The organism is Streptomyces smaragdinus (assembly GCF_009604385.1).
Classification (GTDB): Bacteria; Actinomycetota; Actinomycetes; order Streptomycetales; family Streptomycetaceae; genus Streptomyces; species Streptomyces smaragdinus.
Window position 1 is genome coordinate 294,097 of the sequence record NZ_WEGJ01000005.1, and the last position, 19,384, is coordinate 313,480.

13 protein-coding genes are annotated in these 19,384 nt (G+C 73.1%); 10 read left to right on the forward strand and 3 right to left on the reverse strand.

Annotated features, from left to right (window positions below):
• Nucleotides 1-185 precede the first annotated feature (185 nt).
• From SRB5_RS11725 to SRB5_RS11760, 8 genes are all read left to right on the forward strand, one after another.
• On the forward strand, nucleotides 186-3,749 hold the full coding sequence (locus tag SRB5_RS11725) for a sensor histidine kinase (protein WP_153451565.1): 3,564 nt from the start codon (nucleotides 186-188) through the stop codon (nucleotides 3,747-3,749).
• Nucleotides 3,750-3,758: 9 nt separating this feature from the next.
• The gene (locus SRB5_RS11730; RefSeq protein WP_165239165.1) at nucleotides 3,759-4,172 is read left to right on the forward strand and encodes a roadblock/LC7 domain-containing protein; all 414 of its coding nucleotides are present in this window, start codon (nucleotides 3,759-3,761) and stop codon (nucleotides 4,170-4,172) included.
• A gap of 25 nt (nucleotides 4,173-4,197) precedes the next feature.
• Nucleotides 4,198-4,605 (forward strand): DUF742 domain-containing protein, encoded by a 408-nt coding sequence (locus tag SRB5_RS11735; RefSeq protein WP_153451569.1) that lies wholly within the window; start codon nucleotides 4,198-4,200, stop codon nucleotides 4,603-4,605.
• On the forward strand, nucleotides 4,586-5,194 hold the full coding sequence (locus tag SRB5_RS11740; RefSeq protein WP_323377751.1) for a GTP-binding protein: 609 nt from the start codon (nucleotides 4,586-4,588) through the stop codon (nucleotides 5,192-5,194). The genes SRB5_RS11735 and SRB5_RS11740 overlap by 20 nt, the downstream gene beginning before the upstream one ends.
• A 303-nt stretch (nucleotides 5,195-5,497) precedes the next feature.
• Complete coding sequence (locus SRB5_RS11745) at nucleotides 5,498-8,488, forward strand: sensor histidine kinase (protein WP_323377752.1); 2,991 nt, start codon at nucleotides 5,498-5,500, stop codon at nucleotides 8,486-8,488.
• Between the two features lie 10 nt (nucleotides 8,489-8,498).
• On the forward strand, nucleotides 8,499-8,912 hold the full coding sequence (locus SRB5_RS11750) for a roadblock/LC7 domain-containing protein (protein WP_153451728.1): 414 nt from the start codon (nucleotides 8,499-8,501) through the stop codon (nucleotides 8,910-8,912).
• 92 nt (nucleotides 8,913-9,004) lie between these two features.
• Entirely contained in the window at nucleotides 9,005-9,619 is a 615-nt protein-coding gene (locus SRB5_RS37475) for a DUF742 domain-containing protein (RefSeq protein ID WP_323377753.1), read from the forward strand.
• Entirely contained in the window at nucleotides 9,600-10,196 is a 597-nt protein-coding gene (locus SRB5_RS11760) for a GTP-binding protein (RefSeq protein ID WP_323377754.1), read from the forward strand. Before SRB5_RS37475 ends, SRB5_RS11760 begins: the two co-directional genes overlap by 20 nt.
• Before the next feature lie 143 nt (nucleotides 10,197-10,339).
• Here the strand turns inward: SRB5_RS11760 and rpmB are convergent, their stop codons facing one another.
• On the reverse strand, nucleotides 10,340-10,525 hold the full coding sequence (gene rpmB, locus SRB5_RS11765; RefSeq protein ID WP_323377755.1) for a 50S ribosomal protein L28: 186 nt from the start codon (nucleotides 10,523-10,525) through the stop codon (nucleotides 10,340-10,342).
• Between the two features lie 224 nt (nucleotides 10,526-10,749).
• Between rpmB and SRB5_RS11770 the strand changes: the two genes are divergently transcribed.
• Nucleotides 10,750-12,372, forward strand: coding sequence for a DAK2 domain-containing protein (locus SRB5_RS11770; protein ID WP_323377756.1), 1,623 nt, complete (start codon nucleotides 10,750-10,752; stop codon nucleotides 12,370-12,372).
• A 6-nt stretch (nucleotides 12,373-12,378) separates the two neighbouring features.
• Here SRB5_RS11770 and SRB5_RS11775 read toward each other — a convergent pair whose 3' ends face one another.
• Together SRB5_RS11775 and SRB5_RS11780 are read right to left on the reverse strand one after the other, a co-directional pair.
• Nucleotides 12,379-15,174: a tetratricopeptide repeat protein gene (locus SRB5_RS11775; protein ID WP_153451573.1), complete on the reverse strand. Its 2,796-nt coding sequence runs from the start codon at nucleotides 15,172-15,174 to the stop codon at nucleotides 12,379-12,381.
• Nucleotides 15,167-16,987, reverse strand: a complete 1,821-nt coding sequence (locus tag SRB5_RS11780) for an HSP90 family protein (RefSeq protein ID WP_153451575.1) — start codon at nucleotides 16,985-16,987, stop codon at nucleotides 15,167-15,169. Before SRB5_RS11780 ends, SRB5_RS11775 begins: the two co-directional genes overlap by 8 nt.
• Before the next feature lie 198 nt (nucleotides 16,988-17,185).
• On the opposite strand from SRB5_RS11780, the gene recG reads away from it, so the two are divergent.
• A complete protein-coding gene (recG, locus tag SRB5_RS11785; protein WP_153451577.1) occupies nucleotides 17,186-19,381 on the forward strand; it encodes an ATP-dependent DNA helicase RecG in 2,196 nt (731 codons plus the stop codon).
• The last annotated feature ends 3 nt before the right edge of the window (nucleotides 19,382-19,384 follow it).

The window sequence follows — 19,384 nt, forward strand, 5'->3', positions numbered from 1 at the left end:
CTGCGGGCGCAAAGGGGCGCCATGTTGGTGGGCTGCACGGGGAAGATGCGCCGGTTACGAAGGACACACCGACAGCGGGGCTTTGCGGTTCCCGCACGACTTGATCGTCGTTTCCGGCATCCAGGTGCCGGGGACCTGGTCCAGAGGTTGCGACGCCAGTGCAGGGACGTTTCAAGAGGGATGGCATGGGGCATCCCCAGGGGCCCGGTGCCCGTGGGGACGTTTCGGGCGAGCCGGAACCGCGTGGGATGACCACCCGCGACGGCGCCTCCGGACCCCAGGGCACGCCCGCGGCCGGCCCCGCGCCGCGCCCCGGCGGCCAGGCCGAACCCGCGCCGCGGATACCCACGCCCGAGGCCGGCGGTTATGCCGCCCCCAGACTGCCGGCCGGCGCCCACGTCAAACCCGGTTCCCGGATAGCCCTGCGCAACTGGCGGATCTCGACCCGCCTGGTGTCCCTCCTCGCCCTGCCCGTGGTCGCCGCCACGACGCTGGGCGCGCTGCGTATCGAGTCCTCCTGGAAGGACATGCAGCAGCAGGAGGACATGAAGCTCCTCACCGAGATGACGCGGCAGGCCACCCAGCTGGCCACGCAGATCCAGGAGGAGCGCGACCTCTCCGCCGGTGTCGTCATCGTCGAGGGCGCCAAGGACCTCGAGGTCGTCGACAGCCGGGACAAGACCACCGACGTGGTCAAGCGGTTCGAGAACGCCACCCGCAAGATCGAGGCCACCAACGCCGGCTCCCTGCAGGGTGTGCGAAGCAGCCTCGTGCGGATCTCGGAGAAGCTGCGGGACCTCGACGACATCCGCCAGGACGCGTACACCGGCAAGGGCGCCAACGCCCTGCAGACGGTGCAGCGCTACGGCGAGGTCATCGACGCGCTGATCGCCCTGTCCGGCGACATGGCCGCCGCGACCAACAACTCCGACATGATCGAGGCCACCCGCGCCCTGGCGATCTTCTCCTCCGCCAAGGAGAACGCCTCGATCCAGCGCGCGGTGGTCACCGCGGCGCTCGCGAGCAAGAACAAGCTCTCCCCGGACGAGGTGTCCATGGTGGAGAGCGCGCGGGAGTCCGAGAAGGACGACATCAAGCAGTTCACCAACCTCTACGGCTCGGACGCGGCCGAGGAGAAGCTCCAGGCGCTGGACACCAACAACGCGATCCAGCAGGCCAACGAGACCGTCAAGGGACTGCTCGACCATCCCACCGATCCCAAGCGGGCGCACGTCTCCTCGCACCAGAACTGGTACGAGACGTACGAGCCCCGGATCGACGAGATGATCAAGATCGAGTCGTCGCTCCTGCAGGGTCTGCAGCAGAAGTCCCGCCAGCTGGCCGCCGAGGCCGAGCAGGACGCGCTGATCTCCGGTGCCCTGATCGTGCTGGTCCTCGGTATCTCGCTGGCCGGCGCGTTCGTCGTGGCCCGCTCCATGGTGCGCTCGCTGCGCCGGCTGCAGGACACGGCCGAGATCGTCGCCCAGAAGCGGCTGCCCGAGCTGGTCAAGCAGCTCTCGGAGACCGACCCGCAGGACGTCGACACCTCCGTGGAGTCCGTGGGCATCCACAGCCGGGACGAGATCGGCAAGGTGGCCGCGGCCTTCGACGACGTTCACCGCGAGGCGGTCCGGCTGGCCGCCGAGCAGGCCCTCCTGCGAGGGAACGTCAACGCGATGTTCACCAACCTCTCGCGCCGTTCCCAGGGTCTGATCCAGCGCCAGCTGTCCCTGATCTCCGAGCTCGAGTCCCGTGAGGCCGACCCGGACCAGCTGGCCTCGCTCTTCAAGCTCGACCACCTCGCCACCCGCATGCGCCGTAACGGCGAGAACCTGCTGGTCCTCGCCGGTGAGGAGCCGGGCCGCCGGTGGACCCGCCCCGTCCCGCTGGTCGACGTGCTCCGTGCCGCCGCCTCCGAGGTGGAGCAGTACGAGCGCATCGAACTCAGCGCGGTGCCCGCGACCCAGGTCGCCGGCCGCGTCGTCAACGACCTCGTCCACCTGCTGGCCGAGCTGCTCGAGAACGCCACGTCGTTCTCGTCGCCGCAGACCAAGGTCAAGGTCACCGGTCACGCCCTGCCCGACGGCCGGGTGCTGATCGAGATCCACGACACCGGTATCGGCCTGTCGCCCGAGGACCTCGCGGCGATCAACGAGCGCCTCGCGTCGCCGCCCACCGTGGACGTCTCGGTCTCCCGCCGCATGGGTCTGTTCGTGGTCGGCCGGCTGTCCCTGCGGCACGGCATCCGCATCCAGCTCCGCCCCTCCGACTCCGGTGGTACGACGGCGCTGGTCATGCTGCCCGTCGACGTCACCCAGAACGGCCAGGCCGGCGGCAAGCAGGCCCCGGCGGCGAGCGGTCCCACCAAGGGCTCCGCCACCAGCCGGCTCTCCGCCGCCCAGCAGCGCGGTCAGCTCGGCCGCGGCGCCGGCGACCAGCCCCGGCCGGCCCTGCCGAGCCGCGGCGAGGGTCCCGGCCAGCCCGGCCAGCCGTCCCTGACGAGCCGCCCGAGCATGGGCCCCGGCCCCGGTGCCGCGCCCGACGTCCAGCACGGATCGCAGGACGACCGCCCCGCGCGGATGGGCGACACCGGCCGGATGCCCCCCGTGACGGACGGTCCGCGCGGCCACGAGGAGCCCGTGGAGTCCACGGCGCAGTTCTCGCGCCCCGACTTCTCCGGCCCGCCGCCGCAGGACAAGCCGCGCGGTGCGCACGGCCGCCCCTCCGCGCCGCAGGGCCTGCCGGCCGGTTCGCCGCAGACCCCGGTGCCCGGACAGTCCGCGTCGTACGGCGGCCCCCAGGACACCGGGCAGTTCCCGGTGCCGGGTCCGCAGGACACCGGCGCGTTCCCGGTCCCGCCGCGGCAGCAGCCGCAGGACACGGGCGCGTTCCCGCGTCCGCCGCAGCCGCAGGACACCGGGCAGTTCCCGGTGCCGGGTCCCCAGGACACCGGCCAGTTCCCGGCACAGCACACGGGCCAGTTCCCGGTCCCGCAGGACACCGGCCAGTTCCCGGTGCCGCAGCCGACCGGCGAGTACCCGCGCCCGCAGCAGCCGCAGGACACGGGGAGCTTCCCCGCCGCGCCGCAGCTGCAGCCGCAGGCCACCGGTGAGTACGAACTTCCGCAGGACACCGGGCAGTTCCCGGCGTACCCGCAGTCGCAGCCGGCGGGCGCGCCCGCCGCGCCCCGCGGCAACGAACGGACCCCGATCTTCGAGGAGATGGAGTCCGACTGGTTCCGCGGTACCCGCGGCGGCCGGGTGCCGCCGCCGGCCGGAGCGCCGGCGGCCCCCCCGCCGCCGTCCCGGGCACCGCGTGTTCCCGAGCCCGCCCAGCAGCGCGTCGCCACCGCGGCGCCCGCCATCCCGCCCCGCCCCAGCCGCGGTCCGTCACCGATCACGACGGCCGGCCAGAACGGGCAGCGGCAGGCAAGCGACGGGCAGGACAGCGCGCCGTGGCGCCAGTCCCCGAACGACGCCGTGTGGCGCCGTGCGGAGCAGCTGCGCTCCGGCCCGACCGCGGGCGGTATCACCACGTCCGGTCTGCCGCGCCGGGTACCCCGGGCGAACCTCGTCGAGGGTGCCGCGCAGCAGCAGACGAACCAGAGCGGTCCCCAGGTCTCCCGCGCCCCCGACCAGGTGCGCGGGCGTCTGACCAGCCTGCGACGGGGCATTCAGCAGGGCAGGCAGGCAGGCGGTACAGGTAGTGACAACAGCGGCTACGGCCCCACCTACAGCCAGGAGCGTTAGTTGAGTCCGATGAGCCAGGCGGCGCAGAATCTGAACTGGTTGATCACCAATTTCGTGGACAACACCCCCGGGGTGTCGCACACGGTGGTGGTCTCCGCGGACGGACTCCTCCTCGCGATGTCCGAGGGCTTCCCGCGCGACCGCGCGGACCAGCTCGCCGCGGTGGCCTCGGGGCTGACGTCCCTGACGGCCGGTGCCTCCCGCATCTTCGAGGGCGGCAGCGTGAACCAGACCGTGGTGGAGATGGAACGGGGGTTCCTGTTCATCATGTCGATCTCCGACGGCTCCTCGCTGGCCGTACTCGCCCACCCCGAGTGCGACATCGGCCTCGTTGGCTACGAAATGGCGCTGCTGGTCGACCGGGCGGGCGCGGTGCTCACCCCGGACCTGCGCGCCGAACTGCAAGGCAGTCTGCTCAACTGAAGATCGATTCCGCTTCGGAGGATCCATGACCCCGCCACCCGCCTCACCCGATGCATACGGCGGTGCGCATGCACCGTACGAGGGTGATGGCGACCAGCCCCTGGTCAGGCCGTATGCGATGACAGGCGGCCGGACCCGGCCCCGCTATCAGCTCGCCATCGAGGCGCTGGTCAGCACCACGGCCGACCCGATGCGGCTGCAGGGTCTGCTCCCTGAGCACCAGCGGATCTGCCATCTCTGCCGTGAGATCAAGTCGGTGGCCGAGGTGTCGGCACTGCTCGCCATCCCCCTCGGTGTGGCGCGCATCCTCGTGGCCGATCTCGCCGAGGCCGGACTGGTGGCGATCCACCAGCCGGGCGGCGGCAGCGAGGCGGACGGAACCCCAGATGTGACTTTGCTCGAAAGGGTGCTCAGTGGACTTCGCAAGCTCTAACGCCGGATACGGGGGAGGCCCGGGACCAGCCGGCCCCACCCGTTCCACGACCTCCGCGAAGATCGTGGTGGCGGGTGGCTTCGGCGTGGGCAAGACCACGTTCGTCGGTTCCGTGTCGGAGATCAATCCGCTGCGGACGGAGGCGGTGATGACGTCGGCGTCGGCGGGGATCGACGATCTGTCGCAGGTGGCGGACAAGACCACGACGACGGTGGCGATGGACTTCGGCCGTATCACGCTGGACCAGGATCTGATCCTGTATCTGTTCGGTACGCCGGGTCAGGACCGTTTCTGGTTCATGTGGGACGACCTGGTGCGTGGTGCGATCGGTGCCGTGGTGCTGGTGGACACCCGCCGGCTCGCGGACTGCTTCCCGGCGGTGGACTACTTCGAGAACTCCGGGCTGCCGTTCATCATCGCGCTCAACGGGTTCGACGGTAACCAGCCGTATCAGCCGGAAGAGGTGCGTGAGGCGCTGCAGATCGGCCCCGAGACGCCGATCATCACCACCGACGCCCGTCAGCGGGCCGAGGCGAAGTCCTCGCTGATCACCCTGGTCGAGCACGCCCTCATGGCGCGGCTCAAGTAAGCGTTCACTGTCTGTAGTCGAGTTGGGCGGATCGTGCGGTTCAGCACGGTCCGCCCTTCGCGTTTCCGGGAGATGTTCATAACGTTTCGAACGAGAATTGCAGGTCGGGCACAACATTGTGTTGGCGGACGGTTCCGTTCTGCTCATCCACGGGCAGGCATATGGAGGCCCATGACCACAATGTCCTGTTTTTTACGGAGCGTGATGCGGAGGATCCGCTTCCGCGAGACGTTTGTTAACCGTGGCGGACCGTGCTGGAATTCCCTGAACTGACTGCAGAGTAGGCCGGAAGGTTGTTGGTCCGTGAGGCGCACTAAGGGCACCCCGCACCAGGAGCGGGGCAACTTCACCCCGCCACCGCGTGCGGCAGCGGCTTCCCCCGTGAGCGCGGTCGCCCCCGTGGCCGAGCCGCTTCCGGCGAGCGGGAGCGCGCTCTCGCCCCGCAACTGGCGGGTGCGTACCCGGCTGAACGCGATCCTGCTCATCCCCGTGGTGATCGCCCTGGTCTTCGGCGGTCTGCGGGTCAACTCCTCCATCGACACCTGGCAGCAGGCGCAGGACGCCGAACGCGTCGCCCATGTCGTGCAGGCGGCCAACACCTACGCGTTCGCCATCATGAACGAGCGCGACGCCAGCGCCGCCCCGCTGCTGGCAGGCAAGGGCGACAAGAACGACACCGTCGTCAAGGCCCGCGCCGCCACCGACGAGGCGGCCGAGGCCTTCCGCGCCGAGCTGCACGACATCCCGGACACCGAGGCCCTGCGCCGCCGCGTCACCGCCATCGACGAGGCCGAGGCCAAGCTGCCCAAGCTCCGCCAGGCCGCGTACACGGCGGCGCTCAAGGGCGTGGACACCGAGGACGGTTACGCCCTCATCTACCGCCCGCTGCTGGCGCTCACCAACGAGCTGGGCCTGGGCACGTCGAACATCACCGGCTTCGGCAAGTCCCTGTACGCCATCACCCTGACGGAGTCCGCCGCCTCCCTCGACCGCGCGATCGGCATGCACCTGCTGCTCGCCGACCCGGTCAAGGACGAGAAGCAGCTGCCCGCGATCCGGATGGCCTTCGCCTCGTACGCCCGGCTCGAGGCCATCGCCTCCGAGGAGTTCAACTTCGGCAGCCGGCCCAAGGACGGCGAGCGCCTGCAGCAGCTGCTGCAGGAGGCCCAGGCCGAGGGCGAGCGGCAGATCAAGGAAGCCGCCGCGAAGGCGCAGCAGCGCAACCAGCTGTTCGTCGCCCCGCCCGAGTTCACGATGATGGTCGGCGACATGGTGTCCCCGCTGGCCACCCCGGACAACCTGTCGGCCAAGGGCATCACCCCGCAGAGCTGGTGGGCGTCCTCGACCTCCAAGGTCGACGTCTACCGCCAGGCGGAGAAGGAACTCGCCCAGGAGGCCGTCGACGAGGCGAACCGCATCGCCGACAACGCCCGCACCGACGCCTTCGTCAACTCCGGCGTCGCCGTCGGCGCCCTCTTCGTCGCCTTCCTCATCGCCGCGCTGATGGCCCGCCAGATGGCCCGCAGCCTGCGCCGCCTGCGCAACGCCGCCTTCGGCGTCGCCGAGCAGCGCCTGCCGATGCTGGTCGACCAGCTCTCCCGTACCGACCCCGGACAGGTCGACACCCGCGTCAAGCCCATCCCCGTCACCTCCCGCGACGAGGTCGGCGAGGTCGCCCGCGCCTTCGACCAGGTCCACCGCGAGGCCGTCCGGCTCGCCGCCGAGCAGGCCCTGCTGCGGGGCAACCTGAACGCGATCTTCACCAACCTCTCGCACCGCAACCAGGGCCTCGTCGAGCGCCAGCTGGAGCTCATCTCCACCCTGGAGGAGGGCGAGGCGGACCCGGACCAGCTGGAGAACCTCTTCCAGATGGACCACCTGGCCACCCGTATGCGCCGCAACGGCGAGAACCTGCTGGTCCTCGCCGGCGAGGAGATCGGCCGCAGCTGGGACTCGCCCGTCCCGCTGCTCGACGTGGTGCGCGCCGCCACCTCCGAGGTGGAGCAGTACGAGCGCATCGAGGTCACCGGCGTACCGGACTGCCAGATCCACGGCACCGCCGTCACCGACCTCGTCCACCTCCTCGCCGAGCTGCTGGAGAACGCCACCACGTTCTCCTCCCCGCAGACCAAGGTCCGCGTCACCGCGACCCGGCTGCCCGACCGCCGCGTGATGATCGAGATCCACGACAAGGGCATCGGCCTCACCGCCGAGGACTTCGCGGACATCAACCACCGCCTCGCCAACCCGCCCGCCGTGGACGCCGCGATCTCCCAGCGCATGGGCCTGTTCGTGGTCGGCCGGCTCTCCGACCGGCACGGCATCCGGGTCCAGCTGCGCCCCTCCGGCGAGCAGTCCGGTACGACCTCGCTGGTCATGCTGCCCGAGGCGATCACCTTCGGCGGCGCCCCGGAGGCGATGACGCCGGAGGAGGAGTTCACGGTGTCCCGCATCATCGACAACCGGCCCGCCTTCCAGCCCCGGCACGCCGCGGGCCAGACCCCGGCCGCCGACCTCGGCTTCGACGACTCCCGCTACGGGGCCGGCTACGGCCAGGCCCCGGCGCCCCAGAGCCCGCCCGCCCCCGGTCACGGCCTCGCCGGCCGGGACCAGGACACCGAGATCCTCGACCCCGTCAGCCGCTCGCTGGCCCGCGAGGAGCGCCGCCAGGCGCTGGAGGCGCGGGTCGGCCGCCCGAACCGGCCCCTGTTCCGCGACGAGGCGCCCGCGCCCGACGGCCTGGCCCCGGCGGATCCCGCCGCCGCGCTGCCCCCGGCCGGCGGCCCCCAGCAGGCCCTGCCGCAGCAGCCGGTGCCGCAGCCCGGCCAGCAGCCCCCGTACGACGACGGCGGCCGCTCGGCGCTGCCCCGCCGCGGTGACTTCGGCGCCCCGCAGGACCCGTACGCGCAGCAGCCGCAGCAGCACCAGCAGCCGCAGCAGCCTCCCCTCTCGCCCACGGGACCCCAGCAGCCAGTAGGATTCGACCCCCTGCCGGCCGACGACAACAACCGCTGGGATCGCGCGTCGGGACTGCGCGCCCCCCAGACCGGAGGCACCACGCAGTCCGGTCTGCCCAAGCGGGTGCCCCGGGCCAACCTCGTCGAGGGCACGGCCCCGCAGCCGCCGCAGAGCGGCCCCCAGGTCTCCCGGTCCCCCGAGGACGTCCGGGGCAGGCTGAGCAACCTGCGCCGGGGTGTGGAGCAGGGACGCGGTCAGGGATCGCGCCCCGAGCAGAATGACAGCAGCTTCAACCAGGACTTCGGTCCTGGCAGTACCTACGATCAGGAGCGTTAGTGTGAGCGCGATGAGCCAGGCGGCGCAGAACCTGAACTGGTTGATCACCAATTTCGTGGAGAACACCCCGGGTGTGTCGCACACGGTGGTGGTCTCCGCGGACGGACTCCTCCTCGCGATGTCCGAGGGCTTCCCGCGCGACCGCGCCGATCAGCTGGCCGCGGTGGCCTCGGGGCTGACCTCCCTGACCGCCGGCGCGTCGCGCATCTTCGAGGGCGGCGCCGTCAACCAGACCGTGGTGGAGATGGAGCGCGGCTTCCTCTTCATCATGTCCGTCTCGGACGGCTCCTCGCTGGCCGTCCTCGCCCACCCGGAGTGCGACATCGGCCTCGTGGGCTACGAGATGGCGCTCCTGGTCGACCGGGCGGGTACGGTTCTGACGCCTGACCTGCGAGCAGAGCTCCAGGGCAGCCTTCTCAACTAACAGACAACCGATGCGCTTTCCATCCGAAGAGGGCTAAGGTTCGTCAAGCGCATTACCGCGTACCGACGGGGACGGGTCGGAAGGGGAAACAAGTGGCAGCGCAGCACCAGGGCGGGCCGTACGGGCCCGGAGGGGATTGGCCGTACGGCGGCGGTGGCTACGGCCGGCCGCCGCACCGGCCTGCCCCCGGAGCTCCCGCGGAGCAGCCGCTCACGCAGTACGACTTCCCCTCCGCCCCGTCGCCCGCGCCGCGGCCGGGCCAGCACGCGGGGGCCCAGGCGCCGGCGGCGATGCCGCAGCACCAGGGGCACGGCGGTGACCGGGGCGGCGGCCAGGGGCACGGCGGCGGCAGCGCGAGCCGTACGCAGTCGCGGCTGGTCAGACCGTACGCGATGACGGGCGGCCGGACCCGGCCGCGCTATCAGCTCGCCATCGAGGCGCTGGTCCAGACGACCGCCGACCCCGGCCGTCTGCAGTCCCAGCTGCCCGAGCACCAGCGCATCTGCCAGCTCTGCTACGAGATCAAGTCCGTGGCGGAGATCTCGGCGCTGCTGACCATGCCGCTGGGGGTGGCCCGGATCCTCGTGGCCGACCTGGCGGAGGCGGGCCTGGTGACCATCCACCAGCCCGGTGGGGACGAATCCGCGGGGGGACAGCCAGATGTGACGTTGCTCGAAAGGGTGCTCAGTGGACTTCGCAAGCTCTAACGCCGGCGGGGGCAATACCGCCCCGGTCCGCTCCACGACCTCCGCGAAGATCGTGGTGGCGGGTGGCTTCGGCGTGGGCAAGACCACGTTCGTCGGTTCCGTGTCGGAGATCAATCCGCTGCGGACGGAGGCGGTGATGACGTCGGCGTCGGCGGGGATCGACGATCTGTCGCAGGTGGCGGACAAGACCACGACGACGGTGGCGATGGACTTCGGCCGTATCACGCTGGACCAGGATCTGATCCTGTATCTGTTCGGTACGCCGGGTCAGGACCGTTTCTGGTTCATGTGGGACGACCTGGTGCGTGGTGCGATCGGCGCCGTGGTGCTGGTGGACACGCGGCGGCTGGCGGACTGCTTCCCGGCGGTGGACTACTTCGAGAACTCCGGGCTGCCGTTCGTCATCGCGCTGAACGGGTTCGACGGCAATCAGCCGTATCAGCCGGAAGAGGTGCGTGAGGCGCTGCAGATCGGCCCCGAGACGCCGATCATCACCACCGACGCCCGCCAGCGCGGGGAGGCCAAGTCCGCGCTGATCACCCTGGTCGAGCACGCCCTCATGGCGCGGCTGCGGTAGCCGTCAGGCACGAACGAACCCCGTCACCCGGGTGGGTGGCGGGGCTTTTCGTGTGCCGGCCGGGCCGTGCGTACGCATGCAAAGAGGCCGGCCCGCCCCGGAGGGTGGACCGGCTCAAAGCGTCCGGAAGGCTGCGCGCGGCGTCAGCGCGAGACCTTGCCGGCCTTGATGCACGAGGTGCAGGCGTTGAGGCGCTTCGGCGTACCACCGATCACCGTACGGACCGTCTGGATGTTGGGGTTCCAACGACGGGGGGTACGGCGGTGCGAGTGGGAGATGCTGTTGCCGAAGCCCGGCCCCTTGCCGCAGACGTCGCAGTTGGCAGCCACGGGTCACTCCAAAGACTTCAGATGCGGTTCCTCGGCCCGGAAGACTTCCGGGACGGAATGGCCCGACGAGGTGCCGGGCAACCTGAGCAGCATACTACGGCCGCCGTGACCGTACGAAATCAGCTCCCGCCCCCCGGCCCGCGCCCGGCGGCCGCGCACGCATTACGCTGCCGACTGCACGCCGTCCGTCCGTCACCGCCCGTTCACCCAGCGAGGAGGCCCCGGTGCTCGACGCCGCTTCGGTACGGGTCTGGTGTTCCCTGGCCCTGCAGGCACTGGGCAGTACCCGGGCGGAGATCGACGCGATCAACGTCTTCCCGGTGCCCGACGGGGACACGGGCACCAATCTGTATCTGACCGTGGAGTCCGCCGGGACCGCGGTGGAGGCCGTCTGGTCGGCGCACGGCGACGCCGCGCCCGCCTTCTCCGATGTGATGCACGCCATGGCCCACGGCGCCCTCCTCGGCGCGCGCGGCAACTCCGGCACGATCCTGGCCCAGCTGCTGCGCGGCATGGCGGCGGTGCCGGCCGGCCCGGAGACGGCCGGGGGGCCCTGGCTGCGGGAGGCTCTCGTACGGGCGGCCGCCGCGGCGCGGGAGGCCGTGGCGCATCCCGTGGAGGGCACGATGCTCACCGTCGCCGCCGGCGCCGCCTCGGCCGCGGCCGCCGTGGACGGCGACGCGACCCTGCCGGTGGCCCGGGCCGCCCACGCGGGCGCCCGGACCGCGCTGGAGGCCACGCCGGGGCAGCTGGCCGCGCTGGCCCGCGCGGGGGTGGTGGACGCCGGGGGGAGCGGTCTGGTGACGGTGCTGGGGGCGCTGGTGGACGCGCTGGAGGGGGACGCGTCGCGGCTGCGGCTCGCGCCCGTCGCGCGGCCTCCGGCGCGGACGCCGGTGGTGGCCGCGGCGGTGGCGGGGGCCGATCCGCATATGACGGAGGGCGGGCCCGCGTACGAGGTGATCTATCTGCTGGACGCCGGCGACGCGGCGGTGGCCACCCTGCGGGAGCGGCTGGACGGGCTCGGGGACTCGCTGGTGATCAGCGGCGGTGACGGGCTGTGGCGGGTGCATGTGCACGTCGACGACCCCGGGGCCGCGATCGAGGCGGGGGGTGAGGCGGGGCGGCCGCACCGGATCCAGGTCACGCACTTCTGCGGTGAGCCCCCGGCGCCCGAGGCCGTGCGCGACGGGCGGGCGGTGGTGCTCGTCGTACCGGGGCAGGGGCTGGCGGACCTGTGCGCCGAGGCCGGTGCCTCGACGGTGGTGGCTCCCGCCGGGCAGCTCCCGGCCAGCGGGGAGATCGCGGCGGCGATCGGCGCCACGGGAGCGAACGAGGTGATCCTGCTGCCCAACGACCCCGCGCTGCGGCACGCCGCCGCCGTCGCGGTCGAGCAGGCCCGTACGGCCGGCCGGCAGGTCGCCCTGATCCCGACGCGCGCCGCCGTCCAGGGGCTCGCCGCGCTCGCCGTGCACGAGCCGGAGCGGCGCTTCGACGAGGACGTGGTCGCGATGACGTCCGCCGCCGGCGCCACCCGGCACGCGGAGCTGCTGGTTGCCCGGGAGCGGTCGTGGACCACCGCGGGGATCTGCGAGCGCGGGGACATCCTCGGGCTGATCGAGGGCGATGTGGCCGTCATCGGCCAGGACGTCGCCGCCACCGCGCAGGACGTGCTGGACCGGATGCTGGCGGCGGGCGGCGAGCTGGTCACCCTCGTCGTGGGCCCCACCGCCCCCGAGGGGCTGGCGGAGGGGCTCCAGGCCCATGTCCGCCGCAGCAGGCTGGCGGTGGACACGGTGGTCTACGAGGGCGGCCAGGAGGGCGCCTGCCTGCTCATCGGGGTGGAGTAGACCCCCTTACGACGCCACGTAGCCGATGACGTTCTCCGCCTCCTCGCACAGCTCCCGCGCCTGCTCGCTGTCGTCGCCGGCGTAACCGTCGATCACCCGCCGCGCCCGCTCCCGCGCGGCGTCGCCCCGGTCCGCGTCGGACTCGATCCACGCCGCGAGGATCTCGGCGGAGGCGGCCTTGCCCGCGTCCCCCGCGGTGCGGTGCGCGGCGGCGGCCCGTTCCGCGTACGCCAGGGCGCGCAGATGGCCGGCCTCGTCGCCGGCGTCCCGGTAGAGCAGCTCGGCGGCCTGGCGCAGGGTGTCCCCGAGCATCCCGTCGGGGGTGTCCGCGCACTCCGTCACCGCCTGCTCCATCAGCGCGAGCCCCGCGGCGGTGTCCTCGCGGGCGGCCAGCCAGGCCCGCGCCCGGATGGACTTGACCAGCCCGGCGGCGTCCCCGACGGCCCGCCACAGCTCCCCGGCGCGTTCGAACGCCTTCAGCGCCTCGTCGTCCAGCCCCGCGCCCTCCAGCGCGCCCGCCGCGAGATGGGCCAGCCGCGCGTGGTCGGTCTGCTCCGGCCAGCCCTCCGCGATCGCCGCGCCGCGCAGATAGTGCTCGGCGGCCTCCCGGTGCCCGCCCCGCTCCACCAGACAGTCACCGAGCCACCAGTGGGCCTGTACGACCGCCCCGTCGCCGTGCGTCTCGGGCGTCAGGTCGACCAGCGCGGCCTCCAGCACGGCCACCGCCTCGTCGAGCCGCCCGAGGTGCCGGTAGAGCCCGCCGAGCCGGAACCGCGCCCACGCCCCGGGGCCCTCGCTCAGTCCCGCCTCGTCCGCCCAGTGCGCGGCGCTCAGGGAGTGTTCGACGGCCTCCCGGGGGCGGCCGGTGTCGGCGTACAGGTCGGCGAGCAGGCCGTGGAGGCGGGCGAAGCCGGCGGGGGCGAGCAGGGCGGCGCCGTGCTCCAGGGCGGCCAGGGCGGAGCGTTCGGCGGTCTCCGGGTCGTCCAGATGTGCGCTGACCTCGGCCAGCTGGGCGTGCGGTGCCACGGCGAGCCACGCCAGGCCGGCGCCGTCGGCGGCCTCGGCGGCGCGCCGGTAGCAGGCGGCGGCCTCCGCGAGGTCCTCCCGGCGGCCGGCCAGGTCCCCGAGGCGGGTGTACGCCTCGGAGGCCCGCGCGGCGGCGTCGGCCTCCCCGGACCCGGCCGCGGCGATCAGCTCGCGCAGGGCGTCCGCCGCGTCCGGGGACTCCTGCGCGCACAGGATCCGCGCCCGGGCCGTCAGCGCCGTCCGTACGTCCCGGGCCTCCGCCCCGCCCGCCGCGTGCAGCGCGCGGACGGCGCCGAGCGCCGCCGTGCAGGCGTCGAGCGCCCGCTCGCTCTCCCCGGTGAGCGCCCGCGCGTACGCCGCCCGGGCCCGGGTCGCCGCCGCCTTCCCGGGCGCCTTCGCCTCCTCGTACAGCCCCGCCGCGGCGTCCAGCAGCTCCGCCGCCTCGGTGTCGCCGACCTCGGGCCGCGCGGCGCGGTGCGCCGTGAGCTCCGCCCGCTCGAGGGGGCCGAGGTCCGCCCCCTCCCGCTCGGCCGCCCGCTCCGCCGCCGCCCAGGCGTCGTCCGCCCCCGGCCGCAGCTCCGCGGACAGCCGCCGCGCCTCGTCGTACAGCGTGGCGAAGTCCCGCACCGGTGACGGGGCCGGCGCGGCGACGGCCGCCGGGGACAGCCGTGTCGCCCGTACCCCCAGCGGCAGCCGCTCCACCAGCGGCGCGCGGTCCAGCCGCTGCCGCAGCCCGGCGGACACCCGGTCCGTGCCGTTGCGCGCGTCGAACCGCGCCGCCAGCGCCAGGGCCTCGCGCCGCGCGTGCCCGGCGAGCGCGTCCGCCGTCCACTCCCGGCCCGCCGGCCCCGGCACCGGCTGTCCGCCGTGGCCGAGGGCGACGAGGCGGTCCATCAGCAGTGCGGCGACGGCGAGATACGCCATCTGGCTCTCGGGGTCGCCGCTGTCGGTGAAGTACGCCGGCCGCTCGGCCAGCAGCTCCAGCCCGCGCGCCTCGTTCCCGGTGAGCGCGCAGAACTCCACGTGGTCGGCGACGGCCCCGCGCATCGAGTCCGTCTGCCGCACCAGCCGCCAGCCCCGCAGATGGTGCGAGCGCGCCTCGTCCGCCCGCCCCAGCCGCAGCAGCGGCAGCAGGGAGGACGCCAGGACGGCGTGCGGCTCGTGCAGACAGGTGAACTGCCCGTCGAACACCGGCTGCCACGCCGTCAGCGCCTGCTCGTACCGCTCCCGCTCCGCCAGCCACGACCCCTGCAGATGCAGTTCGCAGGCGTGGCAGTCGGCCATCTGGTCCCGGTCGGCGGCCTGCCAGGCGTCGTACGCCGCCTCGGCCCGCGCCAGGTCGCCGACGTGGCGGGCGATCCGCAGATCGCCCTGGCGCACGGCCCGCTCCGAGTGCCCGGCGAGCCGGTAGCGGTGCTCCATCTCCGTCTGCCACTTCTCGACGGAGGCGAGCGGGATGTGCGGCTGGTCCAGCATGTCGGAGGAGACCCACTTGAACACCCAGTGCAGATGGTGCGTCTCGTACCAGCCGAAGTCCTCCGGCCGTTCGTCCCACATCCGCAGCACACGCGCGAAGGGGACGAACATCTTGTCCTTCTCCAGGCTGTACGTGTACGCCGACAGCAGGTTGAACAGCGCCGTCACCAGCAGCGGGCGGTCGCCCGTCTCCTCCGCCTCGGCCAGCAGCCGCTCCGCCCGCGCGTTGCGGGCCGGGCCCTCCGGCTCCTGGTCGTTCTCCCGGACGGCCGCCCGGATCTCTTCGATACGGTCACTCATCGCCCGCCCCCTCCTCGTGCGCCCGCACCGGGGTCGCCCAGTCCAGCAGTCCCAGGAACGCCCTGTTCAGCAGGGCCGAGTCCGCCGGCCGCAGCGGCCGCTGCGCCATCAGCAGCGCCTGCCCGTACAGCGCCTCGACGGCCGTGCCCGCCAGCTCCGGGTCCGTCAGGGCGGCGATGCGGCGGATCAGCGGGTTGTGGTGGTTCAGTACGAGCCGGGTGCGCGGCGCGCTGCCCCGCAGCGAGCCGAGGATCCCGGCCCACAGGTCGTCCGCCTGCCCGGCCTCCTCCGCGCGCGCCTTCTCGTGCCGCGACGCCCGGTCGTCCAGATGCAGCGCGGGCACCGTCACGGGATGGAACGCGCGCAGCGCCACGTCGCAGTCCAGCGTCCGCAGCCGGTCCCGCGCCACGGCCAGGAACGCGCCCAGCGCCAGCTCCTCGCCGGCGTCCACGGCGTCCAGATGGGCGGTCACCGTGTCGGCGTCCAGCTCGGCGACCGCCGTGCCCGGACGCACCCGGGGCAGCAGCTCGACGAGCTCCGCGTCGTACGTGTAGCCGCCGTTGACCACCCCGATGCCCTGCGCCTGCGCGATGGGCGCGACCTGGCGGAACTCCTCCACCGTCCGCGTGAAGTGCACGGTGGGGTGGCGCTGCGCGAACTCGGCGAGCGTCAGCTGCCCGTCCGTGGTCTCGAACGGCAGCCAGGGCAGCATCAGGCCCAGCAGCTCCGGGTCGTGCCGGACGAGGGACTTCACGCCCAGATAGTGGACGTTCAGGAACTGCGCCAGCCGCTCCGGGTCGCTCGCCGCCAGATCCGCGAGCCACGACCGGATCCGCCCGCCGAGGGCGTCGCGTACGGCGGCGAGGGTCTCGTCCTCGTACAGCGACTCGCGCGAGGCGGTGGGCCGCAGGCTGTCGGTGTCGACCACGCAGCGGACGAAGAACGCCCACTCCGGCAGCAGCGCGTCCGCCCGGTCGGTGAGCAGCATGCCCTTCAGATGCACGCGGTGCCCGGCGCGCTGCGCGGGCGAGACGGCGGACGGCAGCACGTACGCGACCCCGCTCACCCCCGCGAGCGGTACGTCCAGGCCGATCGCGTCCAGCGGGGTGAAGCCGAACGTCTCGTGGCAGTGCCCGGAGAGGGCCACCCGCCGCGCCCCCGGGCTCGGATACGGCCGCGCCCACGGCGCCGGCAGCTCGCCGATACGGCCCTCGCCGACGCGCACGTCGTACGGCAGCAGCGAGCCGAAGTCCCGGGCCAGCTCCCGCACCCGCCCCTCGGCCAGCCAGTCGGCGCAGCCGGGGCGCGCGGTGAGATACACGGTGGTGCCCGGCTCGGGGCGCTCCCCCTCGGGGAGCGTGCGCACCGTGTACGAACCGTCGTCGCGCGCCGTCCACTCCACGGGCGGCGCCAGCGGATCGCGCGCGGACCGGCTGACGACCCGGATCCGCTCGGCGACGACGAAGCACGCCAGCAGGCCGATGCCGAACTGGCCGAGGAACTCCGAGCGCGCGGACTCCAGTCCGCCGTCGCCGCGCTTGGAGCTGCGCCCGATCGTGGCGAGGAGAGTGTGCACGTCGGTCTCGGTCAGCCCGACCCCGCTGTCCTCGACCCGCAGCGAGCCGTCCCCGGCGTACAGCCGCACCCGGTCCGGGGCGTCCGGCTCCAGGGCGCGGCGGGCGGTGATCGCGTCCACGGCGTTCTGCAGCAGCTCGCGCAGATAGACCTTGGGACTGGAGTAGAGGTGGTGGGAGAGGAGGTCGACGAGGCCACGCAGATCGACCTGGAAGGTGTGCTGGTTCTGGTCAGTCATCCATCACCGGGAGGCGCCGGTGGGGCCCGGGCAGGGGCGGCGCGGGTAGGGCGGGTCCCGGGGGCCTGCACGGCGTGCAGATCCGCGCGCGGGCGGCCGCGGAAAACGTTCGGGGGAGCGTCATCGTAGGCCGGTCGCGGGCCTTTCCACCAGGGAATTCGCGGTGCTGTCCCGGCCCTGTCGGAGCCATGGTGTGCAATGGACGACGTGTCAGTGCTGGATGAGCCCCTGAAGAAGACCGTCGGACCGCCCACCGCGAAGGTGATGGCGGAGCAGCTCGGCCTGCACACCGTCGGCGACCTGCTGCACCACTATCCCCGGCGGTACGCGGAGCGCGGCGAGCTGACCCGCCTGGGCGAGCTGCCGCTCGACGAGCACGTCACGGTGGTGGCCGAGGTGGAGAAGGCGGGCATACTCGGCACCGGCCGCGGCAAGCGGCTGGAGGTCGTCATCACCGACGGCAGCGGGCGCCTCACGCTGGTCTTCTTCGGCCGCGGCGCCTTCACGCCGCAGAAGCAGCTGCTGCCGGGCCGGCGCGGCCTGTTCGCCGGGAAGGTCACGGTCTTCAACCGCAAACGCCAGCTGTCCCACCCCGAGTTCAAGCTGCTGGACGCCGACAGCGGGTCCGCGGCGGCCGAGGAGTGGGCGAACAAGCTGATCCCGATCTACCCGGCCTGCGCCAAGCTCGCCTCCTGGCAGATCGACCAGTCGGTGGAGATGGTCCTCGGCGTGCTGGAGGCCTCCCGCTGGGAGGGCGTTGTCGACCCGGTGCCGCGCACGCTGCGCGAGTCCCGCGGCCTGACCACGCTGCCGGAGGCGCTGCACAAGGTCCACCGCCCCCGTAGCAAGGCGGACATCGAGGTCGCGCGCGAACGGCTCAAGTGGGACGAGGCGTTCGTCCTCCAGGTCGCCCTGGCCCGCCGCCGCCTCGCCGACAGCCAGTCCCCGGCCGTGCCCCGGCTGCCGAGCCCCGAGGGCATCCTCGCCGACTTCGACGCCCGGCTGCCCTTCACCCTCACCGAGGGCCAGCAGCAGGTCTCCGCCGAGATCTTCGCCGACCTCGCGACCGAGCATCCCATGCACCGGCTGCTGCAGGGCGAGGTCGGCTCCGGCAAGACGCTGGTGGCGCTGCGGGCCATGCTCGCCGTCGTGGACTCCGGCGGCCAGACCGCGCTGCTGGCGCCGACCGAGGTGCTCGCCCAGCAGCACCACCGGTCGATCACCGAAATGATGGGCGACCTCGCCGAGGCCGGCCTGCTCGGCGGCTCGGCGCACGGGACGAAGGTGGTGCTGCTCACCGGCTCGATGGGCGCCGCCGCCCGCCGCCGCGCACTGCTGGACCTGGCCACCGGGGAGGCGGGCGTCGTCATCGGCACGCACGCGCTCATCGAGGACAAGGTGCGGTTCCACGACCTGGGCCTGGTCGTCGTCGACGAGCAGCACCGCTTCGGCGTCGAGCAGCGCGACGCCCTGCGCGGCAAGGGCAAGCAGCCGCCGCATCTGCTCGTCATGACGGCGACACCCATCCCGCGCACGGTCGCGATGACCGTCTTCGGCGACCTGGAGACCTCCGTCCTGGACCAGCTCCCGGCCGGCCGCTCGCCGATCGCCAGCCATGTCGTCCCGGCCGCGGACAAGCCGCACTTCCTGGCCCGCGCCTGGGAGCGCGTCCGCGAGGAGGTCGCGGCCGGACATCAGGCGTACGTGGTCTGCCCCCGGATCGGCGACGAGGAGCCGGACGCGAGGAAGAAGGCCGCTCCGGAGGACGAGGCGGAGAAGCGCCCGCCCCTGGCCGTGGTCGAGATCACCGAACAGCTCACCGCCGGCCCTCTCGCGGGCCTGCGCGTCGAGATGCTGCACGGCCGGCTGCATCCCGACGCCAAGGACGACGTCATGCGCCGCTTCGCCGCCGGCGAGGTGGACGTCCTGGTGGCCACGACGGTCATCGAGGTCGGGGTGAACGTCCCCAACGCCACCGGCATGGTGATCATGGACGCCGACCGCTTCGGCGTCTCCCAGCTTCACCAGCTCCGCGGCCGCGTCGGCCGGGGCGCCGCCGCCGGCCTGTGCCTGCTCGTCACGGAGATGCCCGAGGGCTCCCCGGCCCGCGCCCGGCTGGACGCCGTGGCGGCCACCCTCGACGGCTTCGAGCTCTCCCGTATCGACCTCGAGCAGCGCCGCGAGGGCGACGTGCTGGGCCAGGCCCAGTCGGGCTCCCGCTCCTCGCTGCGGATGCTCGCCGTCATCGACGACGAGGAGGTCATCGCCGCCGCCCGCGAGGAGGCCACCGCGATCGTCGCGCGGGACCCGGAGCTGACCGCGTACCCGGAGCTGCGCGGCGCCCTGCAGTCCCTGCTGGACGCGGAGCGGGAGGAGTACCTCGACAAGGGCTGACGG

What these genes read in the sequence shown, in the direction of transcription:
- SRB5_RS11775 (WP_153451573.1), bottom strand. Translation starts at nt 15,174, where the DNA reads ATGAGTGACCGTATCGAAGAGATCCGGGCGGCCGTCCGGGAGAACGAC.
- SRB5_RS11750 (WP_153451728.1), top strand. Translation starts at nt 8,499, where the DNA reads ATGAGCCAGGCGGCGCAGAACCTGAACTGGTTGATCACCAATTTCGTG.
- SRB5_RS11730 (WP_165239165.1), top strand. Translation starts at nt 3,759, where the DNA reads ATGAGCCAGGCGGCGCAGAATCTGAACTGGTTGATCACCAATTTCGTG.
- recG (WP_153451577.1), top strand. Translation starts at nt 17,186, where the DNA reads ATGGACGACGTGTCAGTGCTGGATGAGCCCCTGAAGAAGACCGTCGGA.
- SRB5_RS11725 (WP_153451565.1), top strand. Translation starts at nt 186, where the DNA reads ATGGGGCATCCCCAGGGGCCCGGTGCCCGTGGGGACGTTTCGGGCGAG.
- SRB5_RS11780 (WP_153451575.1), bottom strand. Translation starts at nt 16,987, where the DNA reads ATGACTGACCAGAACCAGCACACCTTCCAGGTCGATCTGCGTGGCCTC.
- SRB5_RS11735 (WP_153451569.1), top strand. Translation starts at nt 4,198, where the DNA reads ATGACCCCGCCACCCGCCTCACCCGATGCATACGGCGGTGCGCATGCA.